At 60.5% G+C, this 23,143-nt stretch carries 18 protein-coding genes and 1 pseudogene; 8 read left to right on the top strand and 11 right to left on the bottom strand.

Features of this window, described 5'->3' with window-relative positions:
• Positions 1–255: 255 nt before the first annotated feature.
• The 4 genes from CAURIM_RS05680 to CAURIM_RS05665 all read left to right on the top strand — a co-directional run bounded on the left by CAURIM_RS05680 (position 256) and on the right by CAURIM_RS05665 (position 2,398).
• On the top strand, positions 256–510 hold the full coding sequence (locus CAURIM_RS05680) for a hypothetical protein (RefSeq protein ID WP_201828344.1): 255 nt from the start codon (positions 256–258) through the stop codon (positions 508–510).
• 45 nt (positions 511–555) lie between these two features.
• Positions 556–813, top strand: a complete 258-nt coding sequence (locus tag CAURIM_RS05675) for a hypothetical protein (RefSeq protein ID WP_236659283.1) — start codon at positions 556–558, stop codon at positions 811–813.
• Positions 801–1,196 (top strand): type II toxin-antitoxin system VapC family toxin, encoded by a 396-nt coding sequence (locus tag CAURIM_RS05670; protein ID WP_201828346.1) that lies wholly within the window; start codon positions 801–803, stop codon positions 1,194–1,196. Before CAURIM_RS05675 ends, CAURIM_RS05670 begins: the two co-directional genes overlap by 13 nt.
• 71 nt (positions 1,197–1,267) lie before the next feature.
• Positions 1,268–2,398, top strand: coding sequence for an ATP-binding protein (locus CAURIM_RS05665; protein WP_201828347.1), 1,131 nt, complete (start codon positions 1,268–1,270; stop codon positions 2,396–2,398).
• An 8-nt stretch (positions 2,399–2,406) separates the two neighbouring features.
• Here CAURIM_RS05665 and CAURIM_RS05660 read toward each other — a convergent pair whose 3' ends face one another.
• On the bottom strand, positions 2,407–3,315 hold the full coding sequence (locus CAURIM_RS05660) for a uroporphyrinogen decarboxylase/cobalamine-independent methonine synthase family protein (protein ID WP_201828348.1): 909 nt from the start codon (positions 3,313–3,315) through the stop codon (positions 2,407–2,409).
• Positions 3,316–4,401, bottom strand: a complete 1,086-nt coding sequence (gene mnmA, locus CAURIM_RS05655; RefSeq protein ID WP_201828349.1) for a tRNA 2-thiouridine(34) synthase MnmA — start codon at positions 4,399–4,401, stop codon at positions 3,316–3,318.
• A gap of 104 nt (positions 4,402–4,505) precedes the next feature.
• Here mnmA and CAURIM_RS05650 point away from each other — a divergent pair, with 104 nt between their 5' ends.
• On the top strand, positions 4,506–5,348 hold the full coding sequence (locus CAURIM_RS05650) for a spermidine synthase (protein ID WP_070644607.1): 843 nt from the start codon (positions 4,506–4,508) through the stop codon (positions 5,346–5,348).
• Here CAURIM_RS05650 and CAURIM_RS05645 read toward each other — a convergent pair.
• The gene (locus tag CAURIM_RS05645) at positions 5,345–6,499 is read right to left on the bottom strand and encodes a glycoside hydrolase family 25 protein (protein ID WP_201828350.1); all 1,155 of its coding nucleotides are present in this window, start codon (positions 6,497–6,499) and stop codon (positions 5,345–5,347) included. The genes CAURIM_RS05650 and CAURIM_RS05645 overlap by 4 nt on opposite strands.
• A gap of 195 nt (positions 6,500–6,694) precedes the next feature.
• Here CAURIM_RS05645 and CAURIM_RS05640 point away from each other — a divergent pair, with 195 nt between their 5' ends.
• Positions 6,695–7,099, top strand: coding sequence for a hypothetical protein (locus tag CAURIM_RS05640; RefSeq protein WP_201828351.1), 405 nt, complete (start codon positions 6,695–6,697; stop codon positions 7,097–7,099).
• Between the two features lie 163 nt (positions 7,100–7,262).
• Here CAURIM_RS05640 and CAURIM_RS05635 read toward each other — a convergent pair.
• The 7 genes and pseudogenes from CAURIM_RS05635 to CAURIM_RS05605 all read right to left on the bottom strand — a co-directional run bounded on the left by CAURIM_RS05635 (position 7,263) and on the right by CAURIM_RS05605 (position 18,272).
• Positions 7,263–12,252, bottom strand: a pseudogene (locus CAURIM_RS05635) (DEAD/DEAH box helicase).
• Positions 12,253–12,364: 112 nt separating this feature from the next.
• Complete coding sequence (locus tag CAURIM_RS05630) at positions 12,365–13,501, bottom strand: cysteine desulfurase family protein (protein WP_201828352.1); 1,137 nt, start codon at positions 13,499–13,501, stop codon at positions 12,365–12,367.
• Positions 13,501–14,460: an electron transfer flavoprotein subunit alpha/FixB family protein gene (locus tag CAURIM_RS05625; RefSeq protein WP_070447710.1), complete on the bottom strand. Its 960-nt coding sequence runs from the start codon at positions 14,458–14,460 to the stop codon at positions 13,501–13,503. The genes CAURIM_RS05630 and CAURIM_RS05625 overlap by 1 nt, the downstream gene beginning before the upstream one ends.
• A 12-nt stretch (positions 14,461–14,472) precedes the next feature.
• Positions 14,473–15,273: an electron transfer flavoprotein subunit beta/FixA family protein gene (locus CAURIM_RS05620; RefSeq protein WP_070644611.1), complete on the bottom strand. Its 801-nt coding sequence runs from the start codon at positions 15,271–15,273 to the stop codon at positions 14,473–14,475.
• 34 nt (positions 15,274–15,307) lie between these two features.
• A complete protein-coding gene (locus CAURIM_RS05615; protein ID WP_070447705.1) occupies positions 15,308–16,459 on the bottom strand; it encodes a THUMP-like domain-containing protein in 1,152 nt (383 codons plus the stop codon).
• A 41-nt stretch (positions 16,460–16,500) separates the two neighbouring features.
• Entirely contained in the window at positions 16,501–17,328 is an 828-nt protein-coding gene (locus tag CAURIM_RS05610) for an NUDIX hydrolase (RefSeq protein ID WP_070447702.1), read from the bottom strand.
• A 95-nt stretch (positions 17,329–17,423) separates the two neighbouring features.
• On the bottom strand, positions 17,424–18,272 hold the full coding sequence (locus tag CAURIM_RS05605; RefSeq protein WP_070447698.1) for an ABC transporter ATP-binding protein: 849 nt from the start codon (positions 18,270–18,272) through the stop codon (positions 17,424–17,426).
• A 57-nt stretch (positions 18,273–18,329) separates the two neighbouring features.
• On the opposite strand from CAURIM_RS05605, the gene CAURIM_RS05600 reads away from it, so the two are divergent.
• Together CAURIM_RS05600 and glgB are read left to right on the top strand one after the other, a co-directional pair.
• A complete protein-coding gene (locus CAURIM_RS05600) occupies positions 18,330–20,336 on the top strand; it encodes a maltotransferase domain-containing protein (RefSeq protein WP_201828353.1) in 2,007 nt (668 codons plus the stop codon).
• A 106-nt stretch (positions 20,337–20,442) separates the two neighbouring features.
• Positions 20,443–22,563, top strand: coding sequence for a 1,4-alpha-glucan branching protein GlgB (gene glgB / locus CAURIM_RS05595; protein ID WP_201828354.1), 2,121 nt, complete (start codon positions 20,443–20,445; stop codon positions 22,561–22,563).
• Positions 22,564–22,712: 149 nt separating this feature from the next.
• On the opposite strand, the gene CAURIM_RS05590 is transcribed toward glgB, so the two are convergent.
• On the bottom strand, positions 22,713–23,111 hold the full coding sequence (locus CAURIM_RS05590) for an arsenate-mycothiol transferase ArsC (RefSeq protein WP_070710986.1): 399 nt from the start codon (positions 23,109–23,111) through the stop codon (positions 22,713–22,715).
• Positions 23,112–23,143: the final 32 nt, after the last annotated feature.

Here is a 23,143-nt window from a genome sequence, read left to right as displayed (position 1 = left end):
GAGGTCGTGGGCGAGAGCCGAAATTGGGCCTAAAACGACGTTGAGACCAAGAAAAAATGACCCCTCCAAACGAAGGGAGTGGGTCATTTTTTCGTTCGCGGCTAATTTTTTGGCTGGCAGGAGGTTTCGTAAAAAGATTGAAGTGGTTTCGTGAAAGCCCCCAAACGCGCCGCCTTCGCCAACAACGATTCTCTCACCGACACTGAAGACCTAGCCCAAGCACTATTCGACGGGCTCGCGCACTAAGGAGAAACCGTGGTCCTCACTATCAACATGATCGTTATCATTGCTTCCCTTCTAGGGCCCGCATGGAAAGCAATCATTGTCCCCAAAAAGACGATCTCACGCGTTATTTCCGCCCTGATGAAGACCCTCGCCGTCGCCGTTATCGGACTTGCCATGCCCTGGAATAACGGCCTCCACTTCTTCTGGTGGTATGGCTTCATTGCCGCATGTGCTCTGTACGCCGGCGCGGTGACTTGGCGGGCGGGCGAGGTAATAAATTCCTAAGGTTATCCATTGTGCATGCATATTGCATGCACTATTATGGCGGGTATGACAAACCCGAAAACTATCAATGTTCAGATCCGTGATGTCAATGCTCACGTCGTCGACATTCTTAAAATGCGTGCTGACCGTAAGGGCGTTTCACTTTCTAGCTACCTGCGAGAGACCCTTGAAAAGGTCGCTTCTCGCCCAACCTTGGAAGAAAAGTTGGAAGAGCTTTCGCAGCGCGAACCCGTTCAGCTCAAGAAGGACTTTGACGTGGTGGCCGCAATACGTGAAGCACGGGACGCTTCATGCCGCTGTTAGTCATCGATGCCTCAGCAGCGATCGAGTTCCTCTTGAAACGCGATGCGCTTCAACGGCTTAGCACTGCTTATCCCGAGGCAGATTTCATTGCACCGAGCCACATGCCCTTGGAGTGCCTAAGCGTGCTGAAAAGGTTGGAGCGAGCAGAAGCAATCGACAGCGCTACGGCAAGCTTTCTCGCTAACGATGTCATGGAATTCAACATTGAGTTGATAAACGTAGGCGACATCGCCAACCACGTTTGGAGCCGTCGACACACCTTCTCCATCTATGATTCAGCTTATGTAGCAGTGTCCAACATCTTCGAAGCTCCTCTCGTTAGTCGAGACACTCGCCTCATGGCCGCGTGGCCCAACTCGATTGACTTGAACAGCTTGCCTTAACCGTCAAAAGTCTCCCAAATCTCCGGATTTTAAAAAGTCTCCCAAATCTCCCAATGCTCTAGGATGGGCCTATGTCCCAGCATGAGAATCCCTTCCGCCCCACGTTCGGCGTGCCACCACTCTTCTGGGTCGGCCGCACGGCAGTACTCGACACCTTCCGGGCTGCGCTTGACTCCCAGCCTGGAAGTCCGGGCCGCTCGCTCATCATCAGCGGCGCCCGCGGTATCGGTAAAACAGTTTTGCTCAATGAGCTCGAAGATATCGCCTCGAGCCGCGGGTGGATTACCCTCCGAGCCTCGGGACGCAGCTCCATGGTGGAGGAACTGGTGGACACCACCATCCCGCGCATCATAGACAAGCTAGCCCCAGCGGATAAGAGCAAGGTTAACCGAGTTGGCATTGGCGGAGTGGCAACCATCGGCATCCAACACAACACCGAGGAAGCCTATAAACCCACGCTCAACACCCGACTGCGCGAGCTCTTAGCACTACTGAAAGGCACGGGCGTGCTGCTGACTATCGACGAGGTACAGGACGCAGATGCCGAGGACCTCACCTCCCTGGCCGTGACCTACCAAGACTTGGTGCGCGATGAGCTCGTCGTCGCTATTGTCGCCGCGGGCCTTCCGCAGGGAGTCAACCGCCTGCTGGATCTGCCGGGGGTCACCTTCCTGCGCCGCGCGCAGAAGTTCGTTCTGGGGCCACTCTCCCCCGCGAACGCCGAGGTAGCGTTCACCGAGACCGCCGCGCAGTCGGGGCTCGAGTTCACCGACGATGCGGTAGCGGCCGCTGTGCGGCTATCGCGCGGCTACCCCTACATGGTGCAGCTCGTAGGCTCACTGGCTTGGGGAAAGGCTCATCGTGAGGGCGGAAGCAGCATCGAGGAACGCGACGTCGCGGCGGTGTCAGCCGAGGCGATCTCAGTTCTCGGCGCTCAGGTCCACCAGCCCGCTACCCTAGCGCTTCCGCCGGCGCAGCGTCTCTTCCTCGAAGCGATGAGCGCGGTCATGGAGGACGGCACAGCAGAGATCAAGAACATTGCCACACACCAGGACCGGACAGTCCGGTCGCTGTCTGCCACACGCCAAAGGCTTATCGACGCCGACCTGATCGAACCCACCGCCCATGGCAGGCTCCAGTTCGTCATCCCGTATATGGAGGCTTACTTCACCGCTACAGACAGCCTAGGACGAGTCGATTAACAACTGGGTTAAAGGTCACCGGCGTCGCGAACCAGGATATCGGCGGTCTCGGATACCGAGCGCAGTGAACGAGCGGAGGCCTTGACTGGGTAGACGTCGAAATGATCGATGAGCAGCTCGCGTGGCATGCCGATGCGGTCAAGGTGACGGGCCAGCGTGATGGCCTCCGCGCGGGAATCGGAACCTTCGATACCCAGAGCGATGCGGTGGCCGGCATTCAAGTGCTCACCCAGGCCGTCGAGGTGACGCGGGGTGTCTAGGCCGCGGAAAGTCGTGAGGAAGGTCTTTGCGGCACGCGCGAGGGACCACAGCGGCGGGGCGTGCAGGTAATCTGCGTCGAAGGACTGCAGGAGGTCAAACGCGACCTCGTCCGGGACAGCAGGGATGGTATCGAAGTCGGTGGTGCCAGGAATGCGCCCGGCCACAACGTCGGCAAGCAGGGGCTCGTCGAGCTGGACGACGACCTCCCCGTGGAAGCGGCGCGCGACATCCGCGGCGTGGGCGTGGACACCATGAAGCAGCGACTCGGAAAGCTCGGTGAAGGCGCCGCGGTCGGTGAGGACGCGGTGGCCGTCGGAAAGCTCAATGCTCGCCCCCAGCGACCAGGGGCCAAGTGCTTGCACCTTGACGCGCGGCACGCTCTCACCCCAGACCTCTTGGACCTCGTCGAGGTCACGCTCCAAGCGGTCCCCTGTGCGGCGGGTGAGCAACTGCGGGCGTGCCGTCATGCGCCAGGAACGCGGGCCACGGTCGATGGAGATAGCCTCCAGCATGCTGGCCGTGCGGCCCACCGCATCGGAGCCCAACCCACGCTCGGGCAGCTGCGGAATAGCGGGCAGCTCAGTCTCCCCCATGATGATGTCTGCGGCCTCCGCGATGGAGGTACCGGGCATAGGCCCCAGTGCGAATCCCGTCATCTACTCAGTCCCGCAGATGGTGCCGGAACCGAGCACAATATCTCCCAGCTCATCCGGGCTCGGCAAATAGAGCACAGCGGCCTGGCCGCGGGCTACACCAGAAAGGGGCTCGTTAAGCTCCAGCGTCATGCGGTCGGCCTCGCGGTCCACGTGAGCATGGCAGGGAACGACGGAGCCGTGGGCGCGAACTTGCACCTCGCAGTCGAAGTCACCTTCCATCGCCGGGTGCAGGTACTTCAGGCGGTCAGCCTCGATGTGGGTCACAGCCAAGTCGGCGCGCGATCCCACGGTGACAGTGCCGGTAGCCGCGTCGATGTCGGTGACGTAGCGTGGGGAGCCGTCGGCAGTCGGTGTCTTGATGTCTAGGCCCTTGCGCTGGCCGATGGTGTAGTTCCACGCGCCATCGTGTTCCTTGAGCTCATTGCCCTCGGTATCCACGATCATCCCCGGACGCAGTCCGATGGAACGGCCCAGGAAGGCCTGGGTATTGCCGTCCGGGATGAAGCAGATGTCATAAGAATCAGGCTTGGACGCAGTGGAGAATCCGTGGCGCTTGGCTTCCTCGCGGATCTGCGGCTTCGGGGTATCTCCAATCGGGAAGAAACAGTGGTCCAGCTCTTCCTTGGTGATCACCCCCAGCACGTAGGACTGGTCCTTGTTCTCATCCAGGGAGCGGCGCATGTAGCCATCAGAGTCGATGGTGGCATAGTGACCCGTGGCGACTGCATCAAAGCCCAGCGCCATGCCTTTGCGCAGCAAGGCTGCGAACTTGATCTTCTCATTACAGCGCAGGCACGGATTCGGGGTCTCACCGCGGGCGTAGGAGTCCACGAAATCCCCGATGACGGCTTCCTTGAACTCCTCGGAGAAGTCCCATACATAGAAGGGAATGCCGAGTTTGTCGCATATACGGCGGGCGTCGGCGGAATCCTCTAGGGAGCAGCATCCGCGTGCCTTCTCACGGGTCTGCTGTGCATCCTTGTGCAGGGCCAAGTGCACGCCAATGACGTCATGGCCTGCTTCCACTGCGCGTGCTGCAGCCACCGAGGAATCGACGCCGCCGGACATGGCTACCAATACTCGCATGCTCTCCCCTTCTCGTTGCTTTGTTGTCCACCAAGGCTAGTCGCGGTGTACCTCATACCCCAACACGCGAACCACGCAGCCTATTCCCTAAGCTAAGAGGCACTATGGGCAGAAAGCGCAACACCACCAACTCCATCGCGGGCACCTACGAGATTTCCACCGGCGAACTCGTCGTCGAGCCGGATCCTTTCCACGACGGCGCCTTCATCCTCAACGTCAACGGCGTACCTTCCTCACACCTCATCCCCGATGAGCCGCGCAGCCTAGAGTTCGAGTACATGCGCTGGATCGCCGCCGCGGTAGAGAATCTCGCACCTGGCAAACGCCTACTCCACCTGGGCGGCGGTGGTTGCTCGCTACCACGCTACTTGGCTGACCTGTGGCCGGATTCCCACAACACTGTGGTCGAACTCGACGCCAAGCTAGCGGAGCTCATCCGTGAGCTGGCCGATATTCCTTCCGCGCCCCGCGTCAAAATCCGCGCCGGCGAGGCGCGAGAGGTCACAGAAGGGTTCCCGCCGAACCGCTTCGACGTCATCATCCGAGACGTCTTCGCGGGTGATACAACCCCGAAGCCCCTCACCACCCAAGAATTTTTCCAGCACGCCCATGCAACACTATGCCCCGGTGGCCTCTACGTGGCCAACTGCGGTGACCATTCCGATCTCCAGGGCGCAAAGGCGGAGTTAGCCGGGATGGCAGAAGTCTTCGCACACGTCGCGGTTATCGCCGACCCTCCCATGCTTAAAGGCCGGCGCTACGGCAACATCATTCTCATTGGCTCAGATACCGAACTACCCGCGGACGGCTCCCCCGAAGCCGCTGCACTGGCCAAGCCGTTACTCTCCGGTGCCGTGCCTGCACACTTCCGCGACGAGTCCTGGACCCGCCGCTTTTTTAAGGGCGCGGCCCCGCGGCGCGATACCGTGGCAACCAACAACGATTAGCGCAGGCTATTGAGCAGGTCCGCTACCTGCTTGGAATTAAACGCTGGGATGGCTACACCTGCGGCGTGACCAGCGCTGCGTGCGGCGCGGTCTGCATTCTCTACATCCTGCTGGCTTACGTTATCCGCGTCGACGTCCTGCAGGTGCTGTGCGTTATCCAGGAAGATGGCCAGGTCACCGATGCTGGCGTCGTTATTGGACATGTCCTTGAGGTCATCGGTGCTAATAGCGCCAGTGTTGAGCAGCTTTTCTGCCTGCTTCACAAGCCCGGTCGGATCCACGTCCAAGCCCGCATCCTTCGCGGCATCCGCTACGGCAGGAACGGCTACTGCACCCGCTGCTAGGGCCAGGATACCCGCAATCAGCACACCGGCGTCATCACCAAGGTCCACACCCGGAATGACCAAGTCATCCAAGATGCCACCGAAGTCAATGTAGTTGCCACCGGAGAAGGAGTGCAGCTGGGCTTCAGTACCGTTAAAGAGGTTCATGTCCACATCGGTCTCGATGCCGGCCACGCGGCCGCTTCCCGAACGCTGCCAGAAGGCCAGCTTGTCCCAGCCTCCAACCGGTTCGGGCGCGGTATCCTGGTAGGCCGCCAACCACAGCGGGTACTCGGAGAAGCGCGTGGTGTTACCCATCTGACCCATCCAGAAGTACTTGTAGGTGTACAACATCGGGGTGCGGCCTGTCAGGGACTTTACCTCCGTCATGAAGGTATCAATCCACTCCTCCAACTGCTTAGCGCTCAGGCCCTCATCAACCTCAATGTCAAGCACCGGCGGCAGGGTCTGCGTCGGCACCAGCGCGATTTGGGAGGCAAAGCTGGCTGCCTGCTGCTTGGCGTCACCCGCCGGGCGTGCGTAGTGGTAGGCGCCAACCTTGAGCCCAGCAGCTGCTGCGGCATTGGCATCGCGCACGAAGTGGTTGTTGACAAACCCAACGCCCTCGGTGGCCTTGACAAAGGCATAGGACTGGCCGTCGGACTTCACGGCATTCCAGTCGATCCCACGCAGGGACATGTGGTTATTGCCGGAGACATCCACACCAGAAGGTGCGTAGGACGGGATGGCAACGGCGGTGGATACGGACAGTGCCACGGCCGCTACTGCGGTAACGGCGGCGGTAACAAGGCGACGTGCATGGCTCATGCGCGCCACACTACCTCTTTAACAACATTAGTCACAGATGCAACACGCGAAACTTTAAACTCGTTTGTCACAGATTTAACGCAGCTCCGGACGACTGCTCCCAGCAACAACCACTGCTACACTGCGCGAAAACAGACTTACCGCTCACTCAGCCGATGGCAGCGCCACAGACTGATACCGAAGAAGGACAGCTCCATGGATCAGAACGCCGAGCCCACCGCGCCCAAGGCCTTCGAAGAATCCCAGGAATCGGGTCTGCCTCCGCGCCGTGGCTTGGCAAGAGTCTTCAACGAGAAACTCGCCCTGTGGGGCTCCGTCATCATTCTGTGCGGCTGGGTGCTTGGGTTCCTCTCACTATTCGTCGCCGATGCCGTCGAGGAACCCGCCTCGGCCCTATTCGGTTTCTCCGGAATCTTCACCTTCATTGGGCTGTGCTTCGCCACCCCGGTTCTCGCACCGCTCTTTGCCTTTCTGGCCTGCCAGTCTCTCTCATCCGATGAGCCACCGTCGCGCCGGAAGACCGCCGTCCTCGCACTCGTGCTGGCAATACTGGCTGTTGTGCCCATCGTTGCGTACTTCGGGCCGAAGTTCATGTTCTAGGTGCCAACCCCCTCGGTGTCCGGCTCTAGGTGCCAAGTCAAAAACTCTGACTGTTACGCAGTGTTTGGCGACGCCCCACCCAAGCCGGCGGACTCCGGTCATCCAGGAATCCAGGGCGGAATGCGCTGTCGCCACGAATACCGTGGCTCAGCTTTTTGCAACGCTATTCAGAACCCAGCCCATCCACGATTCGTACAGTCTCCATCGCCACGCGCACGACTTTGCCAATCAGGTCCACGATGTAACGCGGGTTGCCCACCTCGTCGGCCCAATCATTCGGGTCATTAACAATGCCGGAGGCCTTATCTTTCTTGACTTGGTAGCGGTCAATCAGCCAGGCGACAGCTGAGCGCGAGCCCAGCATGTACTCATCCGCCTCGGCCGGAATGTCAGAAATGGTCACGCGCTTGTTGTAGATCAGCTTGGTCACGTCATTGACGTTCTTGCCCGTCTCCGGGTCCTTGCGCTTGGCCCACTTCATCTTGAGCACGCGCCATGTCTCACGGTCGGCCTCATCGCCCTTGACCTGAATGTCCAACGGCCACGGCTCCACGGACTCGTAGTTAACGTGAAGATCCATCAGCTCCTGGCCCGCAGCAGCAAACTTGTCGAACTCCGCACGCGAGCTCGGCGTCTCAATATGCGGCAACATCTTCTTTAAGTCAGCCGCGTACTTCGTGCGGTAGCCGGGGTCATGCAGCTTGCCGTAGACAAAGTGGAAGATGTCATCACCCGTGATGTCTGAACCCAGCGCTTCACGGTAGAGAGCCTTAATCTCATCAGTGATGTTGTCCACGCGCACGTAGCCATCGACGACCTCACCAATCGAACCATAGATGCTGGCTTCGCCCTGCTTAGCGACGCTCCCCTCACCAAACAGCCCACCATCGTCCGCCGAAACGGCGGCCCAGGTGAAGCGAGGGAAGAATTGGCCAGTGTAGGTAAAGAAAGACAAATCCGGCATAAGGTCCGTCGCAAGTACTGCGAAATTCGCTGCATCACGCGGAGCCATAACAACGAAGCCAATGTTCCGGTGTTCCGGGGTTGGGAACATTGATGGGAGTTGATAGGTCATATCGTTAAGTGACTGTTCGAAGTAGACCCGCTGCTTCAAAAATGGGCGATAGAGCGAACGATATACCCGATTACGGCGTACCGGAATCTCCGTGTCCTTAGCTGCAAGGTTCTTCAGCGTCCTATTCCAGGAAACTTTAGTAGTGTCTGCGAAATGAGGATGGGCCTGTAGGAATGCAGTCACGTCCCTTTCCCGAGGCTTTGAGATTCCTTGTTCAGTGAGCCAATTTTGTAGCGCTGCAGTTGCTTCAGTATAAGTACCGGCAAGAACTCCGAGTTTCGATAGCAACCTGTCTTCTGTCTGCGCGTAAGCCCACGTGTCTCTTGCAGTGGAGAGACCTCGAGAATGCAGGTCGAAAAACTTAGTCGACCCACCCTTTTTCTCACCGATGACCGGCCAGGTAACGAAGTCTTCCGAACGCTGATTCAGCCAGTCGCCCTCCTTGTTAGGAACAACTGACTGCCAATTCAAATTACTGATGGTTGCATTAACTACTTCTTCAATCTTCTCCGCCTTAGACGCATAATCAGGTGAAGCTACATAATGCAATTCAAAAGACTTCTCGTTTGCGTCCTTGACACCGATAGCGATAGAAATTCCTACTCGAATATCGAAAACATTCCCGCCTTCCCGTTTTGCAAGATCGCCGGCAGTGCGAGAATTACCCCTGAGATTGAATATGTAGAGGTCAGTGAAATCCTCTGCCATGGACAAACGAATACCGTCACCGGTGTTTCCATCAATCCAACCATTATTCGTGACAAAGACAACTACACCTTGATCTCCAATCCTGTCAGTTGCCCAACGGAAGGCACGAAGGTACGAATCATAAAGTGAGTTCTTATTCGTTGCGGTGGACCTAGCAGCATAAGTCTCCGAGATTCGCGCATCTAGACTTGGATACTTTTGATTCGCATTGAGGTCATTGGCGGACTTCTGCCCTGCTGAGTACGGCGGGTTACCAATCACCACGTTGATGGGCGCCTTCTTTTGGCGCTCGATGGTCTCGTTGTTCTCGCGGAAGATGTTGAGGTCTGGGATGTCGCCTTCCTCGTGGATTTGGAAGGTATCGGCCAGAGCGATGTTGGTGAATGGGACGTACTCGGGTTCGGGTTCGCCGTTGCGCAGCGCCGCTTCCTCGCGTAGGGCGTTGTAGGTGGTCTCAATGTTTACCGCGGAGACGTAGTACGCAAGCAGCATGATCTCGGTGGCAAAGAGTTCGTTGGCGTATTTGCGAGCGAGATCCTCCGGCTTGATAAGGCCGGACTGCAGGAGGCGAACCGTGAAAGTGGAGGTGCCAGCAAACGGGTCAAGGATGCACACGCCCTCGTCGGTAAGCCCCTTACCGAAGTGCTTCTTGGATACTTCATCGGCGGCGCGCAGGATGAAGTCGACGATTTCGACCGGGGTGTAGACGATGCCGAGGGCTTCTGATTGCTTCTTGAAGGCCTTGCGGAAGAAGCGCTCGTACAGTTCCTTGATGACCTGCTGCTTGCCGGAAGCAGAGTTCACCTCAGAGGCGCGGACGCGGACGGACTCGTAGAACTTCTCCAGGGACTCGGTTTCGGTATCGAGGTTTGCTTTAGACAACGCCTGGACCATCTTCTCCATGACCTGCGCCACGGGGTTGTGGGTGATGAAGTCATGGTTCTCAAAGAGCGCGTTGAAGACCGGCGCAGTAATGAGGTGCTGCGAGAGCATCGAGATGGCGTCTTCTTCACTGATGCCATCGTTGAGGTTATTGCGCAGGCCTTCGACGAAGCTGTCGAATTCGGTGCGCAGGGTTCCATCGGCGCCGTCGAGAAGAGCTTTGATGCGGGTGATTTGATTCTCCGCAATGGTGGCGACATCGTCGGCCCAGTCTTCCCAGTAGGTTCGGGTACCGACTTTGTCCACCAGCTTGGTGTAGATGGCTTCTTGCCACTGCTCCAGAGAGAACAAGGCAATCTGCTGGGTCACGGTTGAGTTATCAGCCAGCGGTTCTGGGGATTTAGTTTCATCCGCTTCCCTAAGCTTCTCAGCGTCGCTTTTCTCGTCGTCCCCTGGGACATGAACAACGTCGATGGGCAGGTCTTCCTGTCCAGCCGTGCCGTTAAGGGCGATGGAATTAATCTTCGCGTTGAAGCGATCATCGTGGGCACGCAGCGCGTTGAGGATCTGCCAGACCACCTTGAAGCGCTGGTTGTCATTGAGAGCTTCTGCTGGGGAGACGTTGCTGGCTACGGCGACGGGCAGGATGATGTAGCCGTAGTCCTTGCCCTCAGACTTGCGCATGACGCGTCCAACGGACTGGACCACGTCCACCATGGAGTTGCGGGGGTTGAAGAAGATGACGGCATCCAGCGCTGGGACGTCAACGCCCTCAGAAAGGCAGCGCGCGTTGGTGAGCATGCGCGACTGCTGCCCCCCCTGAAGGAGCTTCGAGCCAGGACAGCCTCGTGCCACGCTCCATGGCGTTCATGCCGCCGTCGACGTGCTGGGCAGCGACGTTAAGGTCGACGTTGGTCAGGGAGACGTCGTTAAGCACTGCCTTTTCCTTGAGCAGTTCTTGGTGGGTGCCGATGAGCGAGGGGTAAGTCTCCGCAATAAGTTGGGAAGTCTTGATGTCCTTGGCAAAGGCCACCGCGCGCTGCATGGGCTGGGCGTCCTCGTCGAAACCGCCCTTCTTGCCCTGCAATTCGCCGGAGCGCTTGGCCAGGCCGTTCCAGGCGCCAATCATGGCAGACGCCAGAGAAAGGTTGACCTGGTTGTTCTCACTGTGAGCCATAGCTTGGGCAGCCACGGATTCATCCACGGTCATGACAAGCACCTTGTAGTCCGTGAGCAGACCCTTGTCCACGGCCTCACCGAAGCCAAGTCGGTAGAACTCCGGGCCGTAGATGGCTTCATCATCCATGGAGGCCAGCTCCGCAGAGTGTTCTTCGGCTTTCCCTTTGACGGCTTCGTCGTAGAGGCGCGGGGTTGCCGTCATGTAAAGGCGCTTGGAAGCCTTGATGTAGTCGGCATCGTGGACGCGGACGAAGTTGCTGGCGTCCTCACCGGCCAAGGTGATGCCGGTGGTGCGGTGGGCCTCATCGCAAATGACGAGATCGAAATCATCGAGGCCTACCTGCTGGGCCTCATGCACCGCCTGGATGGACTGGTAGGTGGAGAAGACGATGTTGAGGCCCTTGGCACGCTTGCCGGATTCAAAGCGTGTAGTGATGTCCTTACCCTCGGTAGAAACGGGAACCTCAAGGTCATAGACAGCGATGTCCTCGGCCTTCTTGGAGACCTTGCTATCGGAGCACACCGCGAAGGCGCGCATGTCGAGGCGGCCCTGAGCGGTCCACTCCTTGAGGGTTTGGGAGAGCAAGGAAATAGACGGCACGAGGAAGAGAATGCGAGCCTTGCCGCCGTTGTCCTCAGCGACGCGTTCCGCAAGGCGCAGGGCGGTAAAGGTTTTGCCGGTACCACACGCCATGATGAGCTTGCCGCGGTCATGGGTCTTAAACCCTTCAATGGCTTTGTCGATCGCCGCCTGCTGGTGCGGGCGGGGCTCAAAAGTTTCACGTTGGGAGAGATTGATCTGGATGGTCTTATCGCGTACCTCCGACCCAGGGAAGGCCACATCCCAGTTGATGGGTGACTCCGCAATCGCGGAGATGCCAATGCGGCTGGTCGGAATAATCTGATTGGCTAGGGCATCCTCCGCATGGGAGGACCAGTGATCCGTCGTCGAAATGATGAGGCGGCTCCCGAAGTGCTGGCGGCCTTCTTCGGTGTCAAAGGAATGCCCGGAAGCCTCGAAGAAGGAATCCAGATGCGACTTCTGGATGCGCGCCTTGGAGTCATAGAACTTGCACTGGATGGCGGTCCACGTGCCGTCATCCACGCGGCGAGCTACCAGGTCAATGCCGGTATCCGCCTTACCACCGTTGTAGCGCCAATCCGTCCAGCGGCAGACCTCATCGAATTGGTTCTTCAAGGTCGGGTCGGTCTTGAAATAGTTGACCATCAGCTTCTCAAAGGCAATGCCATATTTAGCCTTTGGTTGGTTTTCACGCAGCTGTTCTAGGACCTCAGAGAACTTCGACATGACAACATTGTGCCTGATGGGCTATCGGCTCCGTGGCATAACACCGAAGATTGCGAAACGCGTTTGCTCGCCTTTGTCTTTGGGCGTCGGTACTGGCTGGGAGCTGTTGTGTCTACACCGACCGGGCGCGGCGGATAATCTCCGGAAGTTCTGCCAGGACCACGTCGATGTCTTCTTCAGTGGTCATTCGTCCCAGGCTGAAGCGCAGGCTGCCGCGGCCGTGTTCTTCGTCAATGCCCATCGCTTCGAGCACGTGGGACATGCGGTTAACTCCCGCGTGGCAGGCGGAGCCGGCGGAGGCTTCGATGCCGGCGGCGTCAAGAAGCATGATGAGGCTGTCGCCGTCCGTACCAGGGAAGGACACGTGCAGATGAGAAGCCAAGGTGGGCTCGGCCGAGTTGATGATGACGTTGTCGATGCTGGATTCGATGCCGGCCTTGAGCTTGTCGCGAAGTGCAGTCAGGCGGATTTCCTCCTGCTCCATTTCCGCGACAGACTCACGCAGAGCTGCGGCAAGCGCGCTCGCACTAGCCACGTCGACGGTGCCGGGGCGGATGCCGCGCTCTTGACCGCCGCCGAAGGCGATGGGTTGAGGGGCGGGGGTACGGCGTGCAAGCAGCAGGCCGATGCCGCGCGGGCCGCCGAACTTGTGGGCGCTGGCCGCCAATGTGGTGGCACCCAGCTCGTGGAAGTTGATGGGCAGCTTGCCGGCAACCTGCACTGCATCGATGTGCACCGGGGTGTTCTGCGCGGCGGCGCGCTGGGTAATGTCCGCGACCGGCTGAATGGCGCCGGTCTCGTTGTTGGCCCACATGCAGGTGGCCACCGCGGCCGGGGTATCCAGGGCGCTTAAATCGCTGACGTGGCCGGTGGAATCAACCGGGAGAAGCTCAACGGTCGCGCCGTGCTCAGTCTGGAGCTTCTCCACGGTTTCGAGCACGGCAGGGTGCTCGATGGGGGTCGAAACGATGCGCTGCGCGGCTTCGGGGGAAGCAGACTGCGCAGCGCGGAACAGGCCTTGAATGGCGATGTTGTCCGCCTCCGTGCCGGAGGAGGTGAAGATGACCTCGATAGGTTCGCAGCCGAGCAGCTCGGCAACGGTCTCGCGGGCGTCATCCAGCACGGAGCGTGCCTTGCGCCCGGAGGCATAGGACGCGCCCGGGTTGAGGGAACTGGCTGCCTGTGTCCATGCGTCGATAGCGCACTGGCGCATGGGCTGGGTGGCTGCGTAATCGAGGTAGAGCGGCATTAGTTGCCAGCCTCCTTGCGCTTGGTCAGCTCCGCGGCAAGTGCCGGGGCGATCTCATGGAGGTCACCCACCACGCCGAGATCGGCGATCTGGAAGAAGGGCTCGTCCTGGTCTTGATTGACCACGACGATGGTCTCCGAGGTCTGCATGCCGGAGGTGTGCTGAATAGCACCGGAAATACCCAGGCCGATGTAGAGCTTCGGGGACACGGTCGCACCGGTCTGACCGATCTGGTGGGCCGGGTCGTAGAAGCCCTCATCTACGGCGTCGCGGGTAGCGCCGACGGCGGCCCCGAGGGAATCGGCAAGCGGCTCCACCACGTCGGCGAACTTATCGCCCACGCCGCGGCCACCGGCCACGACGACCTTGGCGGAGGTCAGCTCCGGACGGGCGGTCTTCTCAGCCGGGGTGAAGGAGGTGACGGTGACGTCCTTCGCTGTAGCGGCAGGCAGCTCGAAGGGCGCGGGTGCTGCGGTGACCGGCTGCGGCTCGGCAACCACGGAGCCTGGGCGCAGGGTATAGACCACAGAACCGGTGGCTGTGGAGGAAGTCTCGTAGGAACCACCGAAGATGGTGTGGTGGGCGGTACCGTCGGCATTAATGCCGTCGACGTTGACCAAGGCACCCGAGCCCAGGCGGGCGGCGAGGCGACCGGCGATCTCATTGTTGGTCGGGGTGGAGGCCAGCACGATGGGCGCCGGGTTATTGGCGGCCAAGGCGTGGAGGGCGTCGACCTCCGGGGTGACGATGCGCTGCTCATAGTCCGCGGCGGTGGCCTGGACCACCTGGGCGGCACCGAAGTTGCCCAGCTCGGCATCGAAAGAGGCGGCGGTGGCGGCATCCTTGGCCACGACGACGGCGGAGACGGTGCCGAGCGCGCGGGCGGCGGTGATGAGCTCGCCGGTAACGGGGCTGAGCTGGTCTGCTTCGTGCTCAACTAGGACATAAACGTGAGACATATCTTTTCTCCTTTAACCCTCGATGAGATTCTTGGCGGCCAGGAAGTCCGCGACCTTGGCGGCAGCCACGGCCGGATCCGGGTCGGTGATGACCTCACCGGCGGTGCGGGCCGGGCGCTGCGCGGAGGCGGTGACCGTGGTGGTGGAAGGCACACCGTCAATGCCGAGGTCCGCCACGGCGAGGGTGGTGACCTCAGCCTTCTTGGCGGCCATCAGGCCCTTGAAGTTGGGGAAACGCGGCTTATCGGCCTTGTCGGTAAAGGACAGGATCGCCGGTAGGTTGGCGCTAAGCTCCCAGTGGCCGTGGGCATCCTCGCGAGTGCCGGTAGCGGTGGCACCGGCCAGGGAGGCGGCCTTGAGCTCCGTGAGTGCGGGCAGCTGGCGATACTCAGCCAGCAGGCCAGCGATAAGCCCGGTGGAGGCATCCGAAGAGTTGTTGCCCAGGGTGATGACCTGGACCTCACCGAACTTTTCTCCCACCTTGTTGATGGCGGCGTTGAGAACCCAGGCGGTAGCCAGGGCGTCGGCGCCGGCGAGGGCGTCGTCCGTCACGTGCACGGCGTGGTCTGCGCCCATGGCCAGTGCCTTGCGCAGAGCCTCATCGGCAGCGGCCGGGCCCATCGTAAGCGCCACGACCTCATAGCCGGCGTCGGCGTTATCGTCGCGCAAGCGCAGTGCCTGCTCGACGGAGTACTCGTTGACCTCATCGATGACGTTATCCACCGAGGTACGGTCCAACGTGTGGTCCGCCTCGAGGGTCTTGGTTGACCACGTATCCGGTACGTGCTTGACCAGAGCCACAATGACTGGCATGTGGGCACTTCCCCTTCCGTAAATTTTGAAACTATTAGGGTGCGTAATTACCTTCGGTCGATACTACTCGCGGTCCGCACAACACCGCGACTCCCTTCGTTCCAATGCGCGTGACCACGAGTGTCTTGGCAGTGGAGCCTTTGAGCTTGAGCTTCTTACGCAGCTGGTCCGGGTTCACGTCTTGCCCGCGTACCAGGATTTCCAGCGAGCCGACGTCGTGGGCCGCCATGGCCGCTTTTAGCTTCTTCATGGGGACCATCTCGATGAATTCAAATCCGGACATGCCTTGCGGAAGGCGGTCGCCGGTGAGGTAGGCAATGCGCGGGTCCAGCTGATGCAAGCCTTCCCGCGCGGCGTAGTGGCGCACCAGCCCGGCGCGCACGATGGCGCCGTCGGGGTCGATGAGGAAGCGCCCCATGGGCCCAGCCTCAGGCAGCTCGTTTTCGTCGAGGTCATCCTCGATGACGTCAGTGTGTATTCCTTCGGGCGTGGTGTTGAGGACCACTGCCCTCTTCCCCATTCCCAGGCCCGGGGTATACAGGCAGGCTTCCTTCACCCCGCCATCGAGGCTCACCACGCAAGCCAGGCCTTCCCATTCGGAATGATCAATGCCGGGGGCGCACTTGATGGCCATCTCGCCGTGGGTGGCCAGCAGATCTGCTGGCGGTGGTAGGAGTTGGTCTAGGCGCGTGATGCGATTGCCACCCTGTCGCCGCGCAGGGTCGGCGATGCAGACCTGGGCGGTCGTCGTGGTGGTTAGAGCATCGGCGCGAAAAACTGGGTGCTCAATGTTGTGGTGCGCCATGGCCACGCGTGAGGCGTCTAGGTCACTGCCCACATAAGCGCCGGGGCGATAGGCCTGGCCTTCGGTGCCGATGGAGCAGGTGAGGTCGTGGACGAAGTCCACGTTGCGTTCCTGAAGGAACTGCGCGCGATAAGCCGCCACTGCGGGTGGGGTGGCCTGTTGGGCGGAGTCGTGATCCATAAGCCACTGCCCCGGTAGCTTGCCGGAACTGCGGGCTTGGATCAGCTCGGCTACGGCGCGGCCATAATTACCGAATTGGGCCTGCAGCTTGGCGACGTCCCGCAGGTGCGCCTTCTTGGTCCCTTCCAGGTCTGCTGCGGCGGCATCGATCGTAGCGGCGTTCTCGCGTAGGAAGGCAACTTCGTCCAGGGTGTAGCTCATGCAGGTTTCTTCTGTATCGGTTGATGCCGGGCGAGGCCGACTTAAATGCGGTCGACAGGGAAAGTGGTGAAGTATTCACGGTAGCGCTCATCATCGCGCGGGTCGCCGATAATCGGACGCAGGTCGGAGAAGGAGGCATCATCTAAGACCTCTTTGACCGTGGCGTAGGAGGTCAAACGCTTGAGCTGCGCCCACGTCGGGATAGCTAGGCGCACCAACCCGGCGCGCCAGCCATCGAGGACCAGTTGTGGGTCGAACCAGCCGGCGTCGTCGGCTTCGCCTGTATCTCCATCGGGTTCTTGGCCTTCGGGTAGTACACCGATGAAGAAGAAGGTGTCGAACCAGTGGTTGTTGTCTTCCCCAGCCCAGCGGGACCAAGGCAGTAGCATGTCGGCGTCGACACGCATGCCGTTGTGCTCAAGGAACTCGGTGAAGGAAATCTCGTGGGTTTCTAACAGCTCGCGCTCACGGTGGTAGCGAGAGGCGTCGGAAACCAAGCCGTCCTCGCGGATGGCCAGCAGCGTGCCGGCCTCCTCGAAAAGCTCCCGGGCGGCCGCGAAGACAAGGGCGTGTGCCTTGTACTTGGTTACGCCCATGCGCCGTGCCATGGAGACCACCGAGCTGCCCGCCCATAGTTCGCCGGAGTCCCAAGAACGCGGTGGGAAGTCACGCGGGTCTACACCGCCGCCGGGAAAGACAACGTGGCCGGGGTAATTACGCATGGTGTGCACGCGTTCTTGGATCCACACGCGCAAGCCCTCCGCGGTATCGCGTAACAAGAGGACAGTAGCGGCCAGGCGTGCCCCGTTAAAGCCCGTGGTTTCGCCAGGGTCGATGGCATCAAGGCTGTCGTGGATGGACTGGCTCATGCAACTTTCCGTGTCTGCAAGCTAGGAGCAGAATTCGAGAGGTATACGTCGAGAAGGCGTACTGAGGTTATGTACTAGGGGTTATGTGCTAGGGGTTAGCGGACTCGTCGGGCGAAGTACCTCTCCCCAATGCGGTCCACCTGGATGGGTTGGTGGAAAGCCTTGGAGAGGTTTTCCGACGTCAGGACAGAGTTAATGAGTCCTTTGGCCACGACCTTACCCTCATCTAGGAGCATCGCATGGGTAAATCCATAAGGGATTTCCTCGACGTGGTGGGTAATCATGACAATTGCCGGGGCATCCGCATCGAGTGCTAGGTCCCCCAAGTAGCCCACGAGGTCCTCACGGCCACCCAAGTCCATACCGGCGGAAGGCTCATCCAGGATGAGCAGCTCCGGGTTGGCCATCAGCGCGCGGGCGAGGATGACGCGCTTCTTCTCGCCTTCAGAAAGCGTGCCCCAGGTCCGCTCTGCCAGGTGCGCTGCACCCACTTGTTCCAAGATGTCATCGGCACGGGAGAAGTCCATGTCTTGGTAGTCCTCACGCCAGCGGCCGAGGACCGCATAACCGGCAGACACAACGAGATCATCCACGCGTTCTCTATCCGGGATGCGGTGTTGGACGGCGGCGGAGGAAATACCGATGGCGGCGCGCAGATCGCGCATATCCGTCTTGCCCAGGCGCTCACCCATGAGGAAAGCCACACCAGCGGACGGGAACTCTTCGGCGGCAGCCATTCGGACCAAGGAGGTCTTGCCCGCGCCGTTGGGGCCGATGATGACCCAGCGTTCATCGAGCTCCACCTGCCAGTCGATGGGCCCCACCAGTGTGCGCCCACCGCGTCGCAGCTCGACGCCGCGGAAGTCAATCAACCAATCTTCGTCGGTTTCCATCAGTTCAGGGTCTTGCTGGCTCAATTGCTCTGGAGTGTTCACAGCCACCATTGTGGCTGAAATCCTTCTTCCCCGGTGAAACTGACACAGCTGCATTATTCTATGGGCATGACTCAACGCCTTGGTATCGACGATGTCCGCCCCTCCCTCTCCGGTAATGCCGCCTCGAAGGCTGTGGTCGGAGAGGTTATCCCTGTCACTGCGCTGGTGTGGCGCGAGGGCCACGATGCCGTCGCCGCAACGCTCTCGGTATGGAACACCGAATCCCCATCTACCTCCGCCGTTACTATGACGGTGGACCCGGAGAATCCAGACCGAGTCCACGGCGTATTTAGCCCAGCCACCACTGGGCGTTGGTTCTTCCGCATCGATGCCTGGTCGGATCCGATGTCCACCTGGCGCAACGCGGTGGTCAAGAAGATGGAGGCAGGACAATCCGCACAAGAGCTCAGCAATGACCTTCTACACGGCGCCGAGCTCTTCGAGGAGGCGGCGATTCAGTGCCCGAGTGACAAGGCGGAGCTGCTCTTTCAGGCGGCGAAGGAGCTGAAGGATGAGTCGGTGGACGTCGATAAGCGCGTGCGCACCGCACTGTCCGAGGAGGTCATGGAGATCCTCCACCGCCACCCACTGCGTCACCTGCTGGTGGAAGGTGACATCCACGAGGTCCTGGTAGAGCGTCCTGAAGCTCTCTACAACTCGTGGTACGAGCTCTTCCCGCGCTCGACCGGCGGCTGGGATGACGAGGGAAACCCCGTGCACGGCACGTTTAAGACCACGGCGCAGGCACTGGAGCGCGTGGCCGCCATGGGTTTCGATACCGTCTATTTCCCGCCCATCCACCCCATTGGCAAGGTGCACCGCAAGGGCCGCAACAACTCCGTGGTGGCGGAGCCTGGTGACGTGGGCTCTCCCTGGGCCATTCAGGACCACTCCACCACGCACCCGGAATTGGGCACCATGGAGGACTTCAAGCAGCTGGTCAAGAAGGCCGCTGGCTTGGGCCTGGAGGTAGCACTGGACCTAGCCCTACAGGCCTCCCCGGATCACCCGTGGGCCAAGACCAACCCAGAGTTTTTCACGGTGTTGGCCGATGGCACCATTGCCTACGCCGAGAACCCGCCGAAGAAGTACCAGGACATCTACCCGCTCAATTTCGATAACGACCCGGATGCCATCTATGCGGAGATCTACCGCATCGTCATGATCTGGGTGGAGGCTGGTGTCACCACCTTCCGCGTGGACAACCCGCACACCAAGCCCGCCAATTTCTGGAATTGGCTGATTTCCAAGGTGCACGTGACCCACCCGGAGGTCATCTTCCTCTCCGAGGCCTTCACCCGCGCCCCGCGCCTGTTCGGTTTGGCCAAGGCTGGATTTACGCAGTCTTATACCTACTTCACGTGGCAGACCTCCAAGCACGAGCTCACCGAGTTCGCGCAGATGCACGTGGAGCAGGCCGATATCTGCCGCCCCAACCTCTTTGTCAATACCCCGGATATCCTCCACGAATCTCTGCAGACCGGCGGGCGCGCCATGTTCGCCATCCGCGCCACTTTGGCTGCCACGCTCTCCCCGCTGTGGGGCGTGTACTCCGGCTTCGAACTCTACGAGCATCAAGCAGTCAAGCCGGGCAGCGAGGAATACCTCGATTCGGAGAAATACGAGCTGCGCCCGCGCGACTTCCGGGCCGCCGTTAAGTCTGGTGACTCCCTGGAGTCCTATATCCGCCTGCTCAACGTCATCCGCCGCGAGAACCCGGCCCTCCAGCAGCTGCGCACGCTGCGCTTCCACAACACTGATAACGAGGCCATCATTGCCTACTCCAAGGCTGATCCCACCACCGGCAACGTGGTGCTCGTGGTGGTCAACCTGGATCCGCGCAATGCACAGGAGGCCACAGTCTTCCTGGATCTTGCCGCCGTGGGCCGCCACCCGGGCGATCACTTCACGGTGCAGGACACCATCAGTGGAGCTGCCTACGAGTGGTCCGACCGTAACTTCGTGCGTCTGGAGCCGCTGCGTGACGTCGCCCACATCTTCGTCCTCCCGCCGGCCCACCATGACCTGCAGGAACGCATAGCGTGGCGCCGTGTGAACGACTACCGCCCCTAGGCTTTTAAAACCCTCACCACCCCGCGCTGATTCCGTCCCCCTTTCCGGGTAGCGCGGGGTTTCTTTTCTGCCCCGCGGGCGGGCGTTGTTCGGTAATTTGGTCAGTATGAACATCCCGGCCTCAGACCTCGAACGCCTTAACCACTGCCGCCACCACGCGCCCCATGATTTCTATGGGTGGCACGACGGTACCGTCCGCACTCGCCGCCCCGGTGCCGAAGCCGTCGAGCTCGTCACCGCAACCGACACGATTGCTATGCGCGCGGTTGGGGATGATATCTGGGAGGCCCCGCTCGCCGAAGAAGCAGACTACCGCCTGCGCATCACCTACCCGGGCCAGCCCGCTACCGAAGTAGCGGACGGCTATCACTTCCTGCCCACCCTGGGCACCCTGGATCAACACCTCATCGGTGAGGGCCGCCACGAGCGCCTGTGGGAAGTGCTCGGTGCCAACCTCAAGAGCTACACCACCGACTTGGGCACGGTCGAGGGCACGGCGTTTGCCGTGTGGGCGCCTAACGCGGAGGGTGTGGCCGTGGTCGGTGACTTCTGCGGCTGGAACCCAACCCAATACCCCATGCGATGCCTCGGTTCCACGGGCATTTGGGAGGTCTTCATCCCCGGAGTGGGCGAAGGCGAGCGCTATAAGTTTGCCGTCCACGGCAAGAACTCCCCGCGCATTGACAAGGCCGATCCCCTGGCCAAGCGCACCATTGCCCCGCCGGAAACCGCCTCCGTGGTGGCTCGCTCCAGCTTCGAATGGAGCGATGAGGAGTGGATGAACAACCGCAACGGCGACCTCGACGTCCCTATGAGTGTCTATGAGCTCCACGTCGGCTCGTGGAAGGTAGGCGCCAACTACAACAGCCTGCGTGAGGAGCTCATCCCCTATTTGGTGGAGCACGGCTTTACTCACGTGGAATTTCTGCCCGTGGCCGAGCACCCCTTCGGCGGTTCCTGGGGCTACCAGGTCTCCGGCTACTACGCACCTACCGCGCGCTGGGGCACCCCGGACGAGCTGCGCGCGCTCATCAACGATTTGCACGAGGCCGGCATCGGCGTCTTCGTCGACTGGGTACCAGCTCACTTCCCCAAGGATGAGTGGGCGCTGGGCCGGTTTGATGGCCAGGCACTCTACGAGCACCCGGATCCGCGCCGCGGCGAGCAGGCTGACTGGGGAACTTATGTCTTCGACTTCGGCCGCAACGAGGTGCGCAACTTCCTAGTAGCCAATGCCCTCTACTGGGCGGAGGAGTTCCACATCGACGGCCTGCGCGTCGACGCCGTAGCCTCCATGCTCTACTTGGACTACTCCCGCGATGAATGGCTGCCCAATATCTACGGCGGGCGCGAAAATCTTGAGGCCGTCCAATTCCTTCAGGAGACCAACGCCACGCTGAACCGCACCCACCCGGGCGTGCTGACCATCGCCGAAGAATCCACCTCCTGGCCAGGCGTGACCGCTCCGACGCATGAAGGCGGTTTGGGCTTTAGCCTGAAGTGGAACATGGGCTGGATGAACGACACCCTGGAGTACTTCAAGCACGAGCCGATTCACCGCCGGTACCACCACGGTGAGCTCACCTTCTCCATGGTCTACGCCTACTCGGAGCGCTATGTGCTGCCGTTTAGCCACGACGAAGTTGTGCACGGCAAGGGCTCCCTGTGGGAGCGCATGCCGGGCGATGACTGGAATAAGGCCGCGGGCCTGCGCGCTCTGTATGGCTACATGTTCTCCCACCCGGGCAAGCAGCTGATGTTCATGGGCCAGGAGTTTGGCCAGACCACCGAATGGGCCGAAGGCCACTCCGTGGATTGGTCCAACTTGGAGGGCTGGGGCAACGAGTGGCACCACGGCATCAAGCGCCTAGTGCGCGACCTCAACGCGGTGTACATGCAGCACCCGGCACTCTGGACACAGGACTTTACCCAGGACGGCTTCCAGTGGGTCAAGGCTGATGACTCGAACAACAACATGCTCGGCTACGTGCGCTACGGAAAGGATGGCTCCGCAGTGTTGGCGGTGTGCAACCTCTCCGGCAGCTCGGTGCCAAACTATGACCTCTGGGTGCCGCGCGACGGCGAATGGGAGCTAGTCATCAACACCGACGACGCCGTCTACCAGGGTGCTGGCAACGACCTTGCCCACCGCGTGCGCTCCGAAGGCAACCACGTACAGCTGCACCTGCCGGCCAACTCGGTGCAGTGGTACGCCTTCCGTGGCTAAGCTGCGCGGCCTAGCGCCGAGCCTGGCTCGGCGCGTGCTCACGCTCGTCGCAAGCAAGGCCTGAGAGACACAACTGCCCCAGTTGCCAAAGTTCTGGCCAGATCTTGAATCTCGGCGGGGAACTTTGGCAACTCGGGCAGTTTTAGTTTTCAGTCCTGCGCGTGAACATCAAGGAAAGCTCGTACGCGAGCATCGATGTCATCGCGAAGCGCATCCATTCGCTCATCTCCCTCTAGGCCGCGTACGGACGGGTCCTCGATCTCCCAACGCTCAGCCACTCCGTCATAGTCGGCATCACCGACGATGATGACGTGGTCGACCGACGATGCGAGGTCGGAATCAATCAAGGTCGGCGTACCTGCCGTGTCGGCGCCGACCTTTGCCAGAGAGGCCTGCGCCTCAGCATTAACGCCCTGCGCACGATGCTGTTCAGTGGTCTTTACTCCTGCAGAATGAATCTCCCAATCGGGCGCATGCTTCTTAGCTAGGGCAGCCGCCATCTGAGACTTGCCGCGGTTGGTATTGCAAAGAAATAGTACGGAGGTCATGCCACCCTACTGTAATCGTGTTGCGGTGTGCC

Origin of the sequence: Corynebacterium aurimucosum (assembly GCF_030408555.1) — a bacterium.
GTDB lineage: Bacteria > Actinomycetota > Actinomycetes > Mycobacteriales > Mycobacteriaceae > Corynebacterium > Corynebacterium aurimucosum.
Note: the sequence above shows the minus strand (reverse complement) of the source record. Positions and strands in the feature narration are given on the sequence as shown.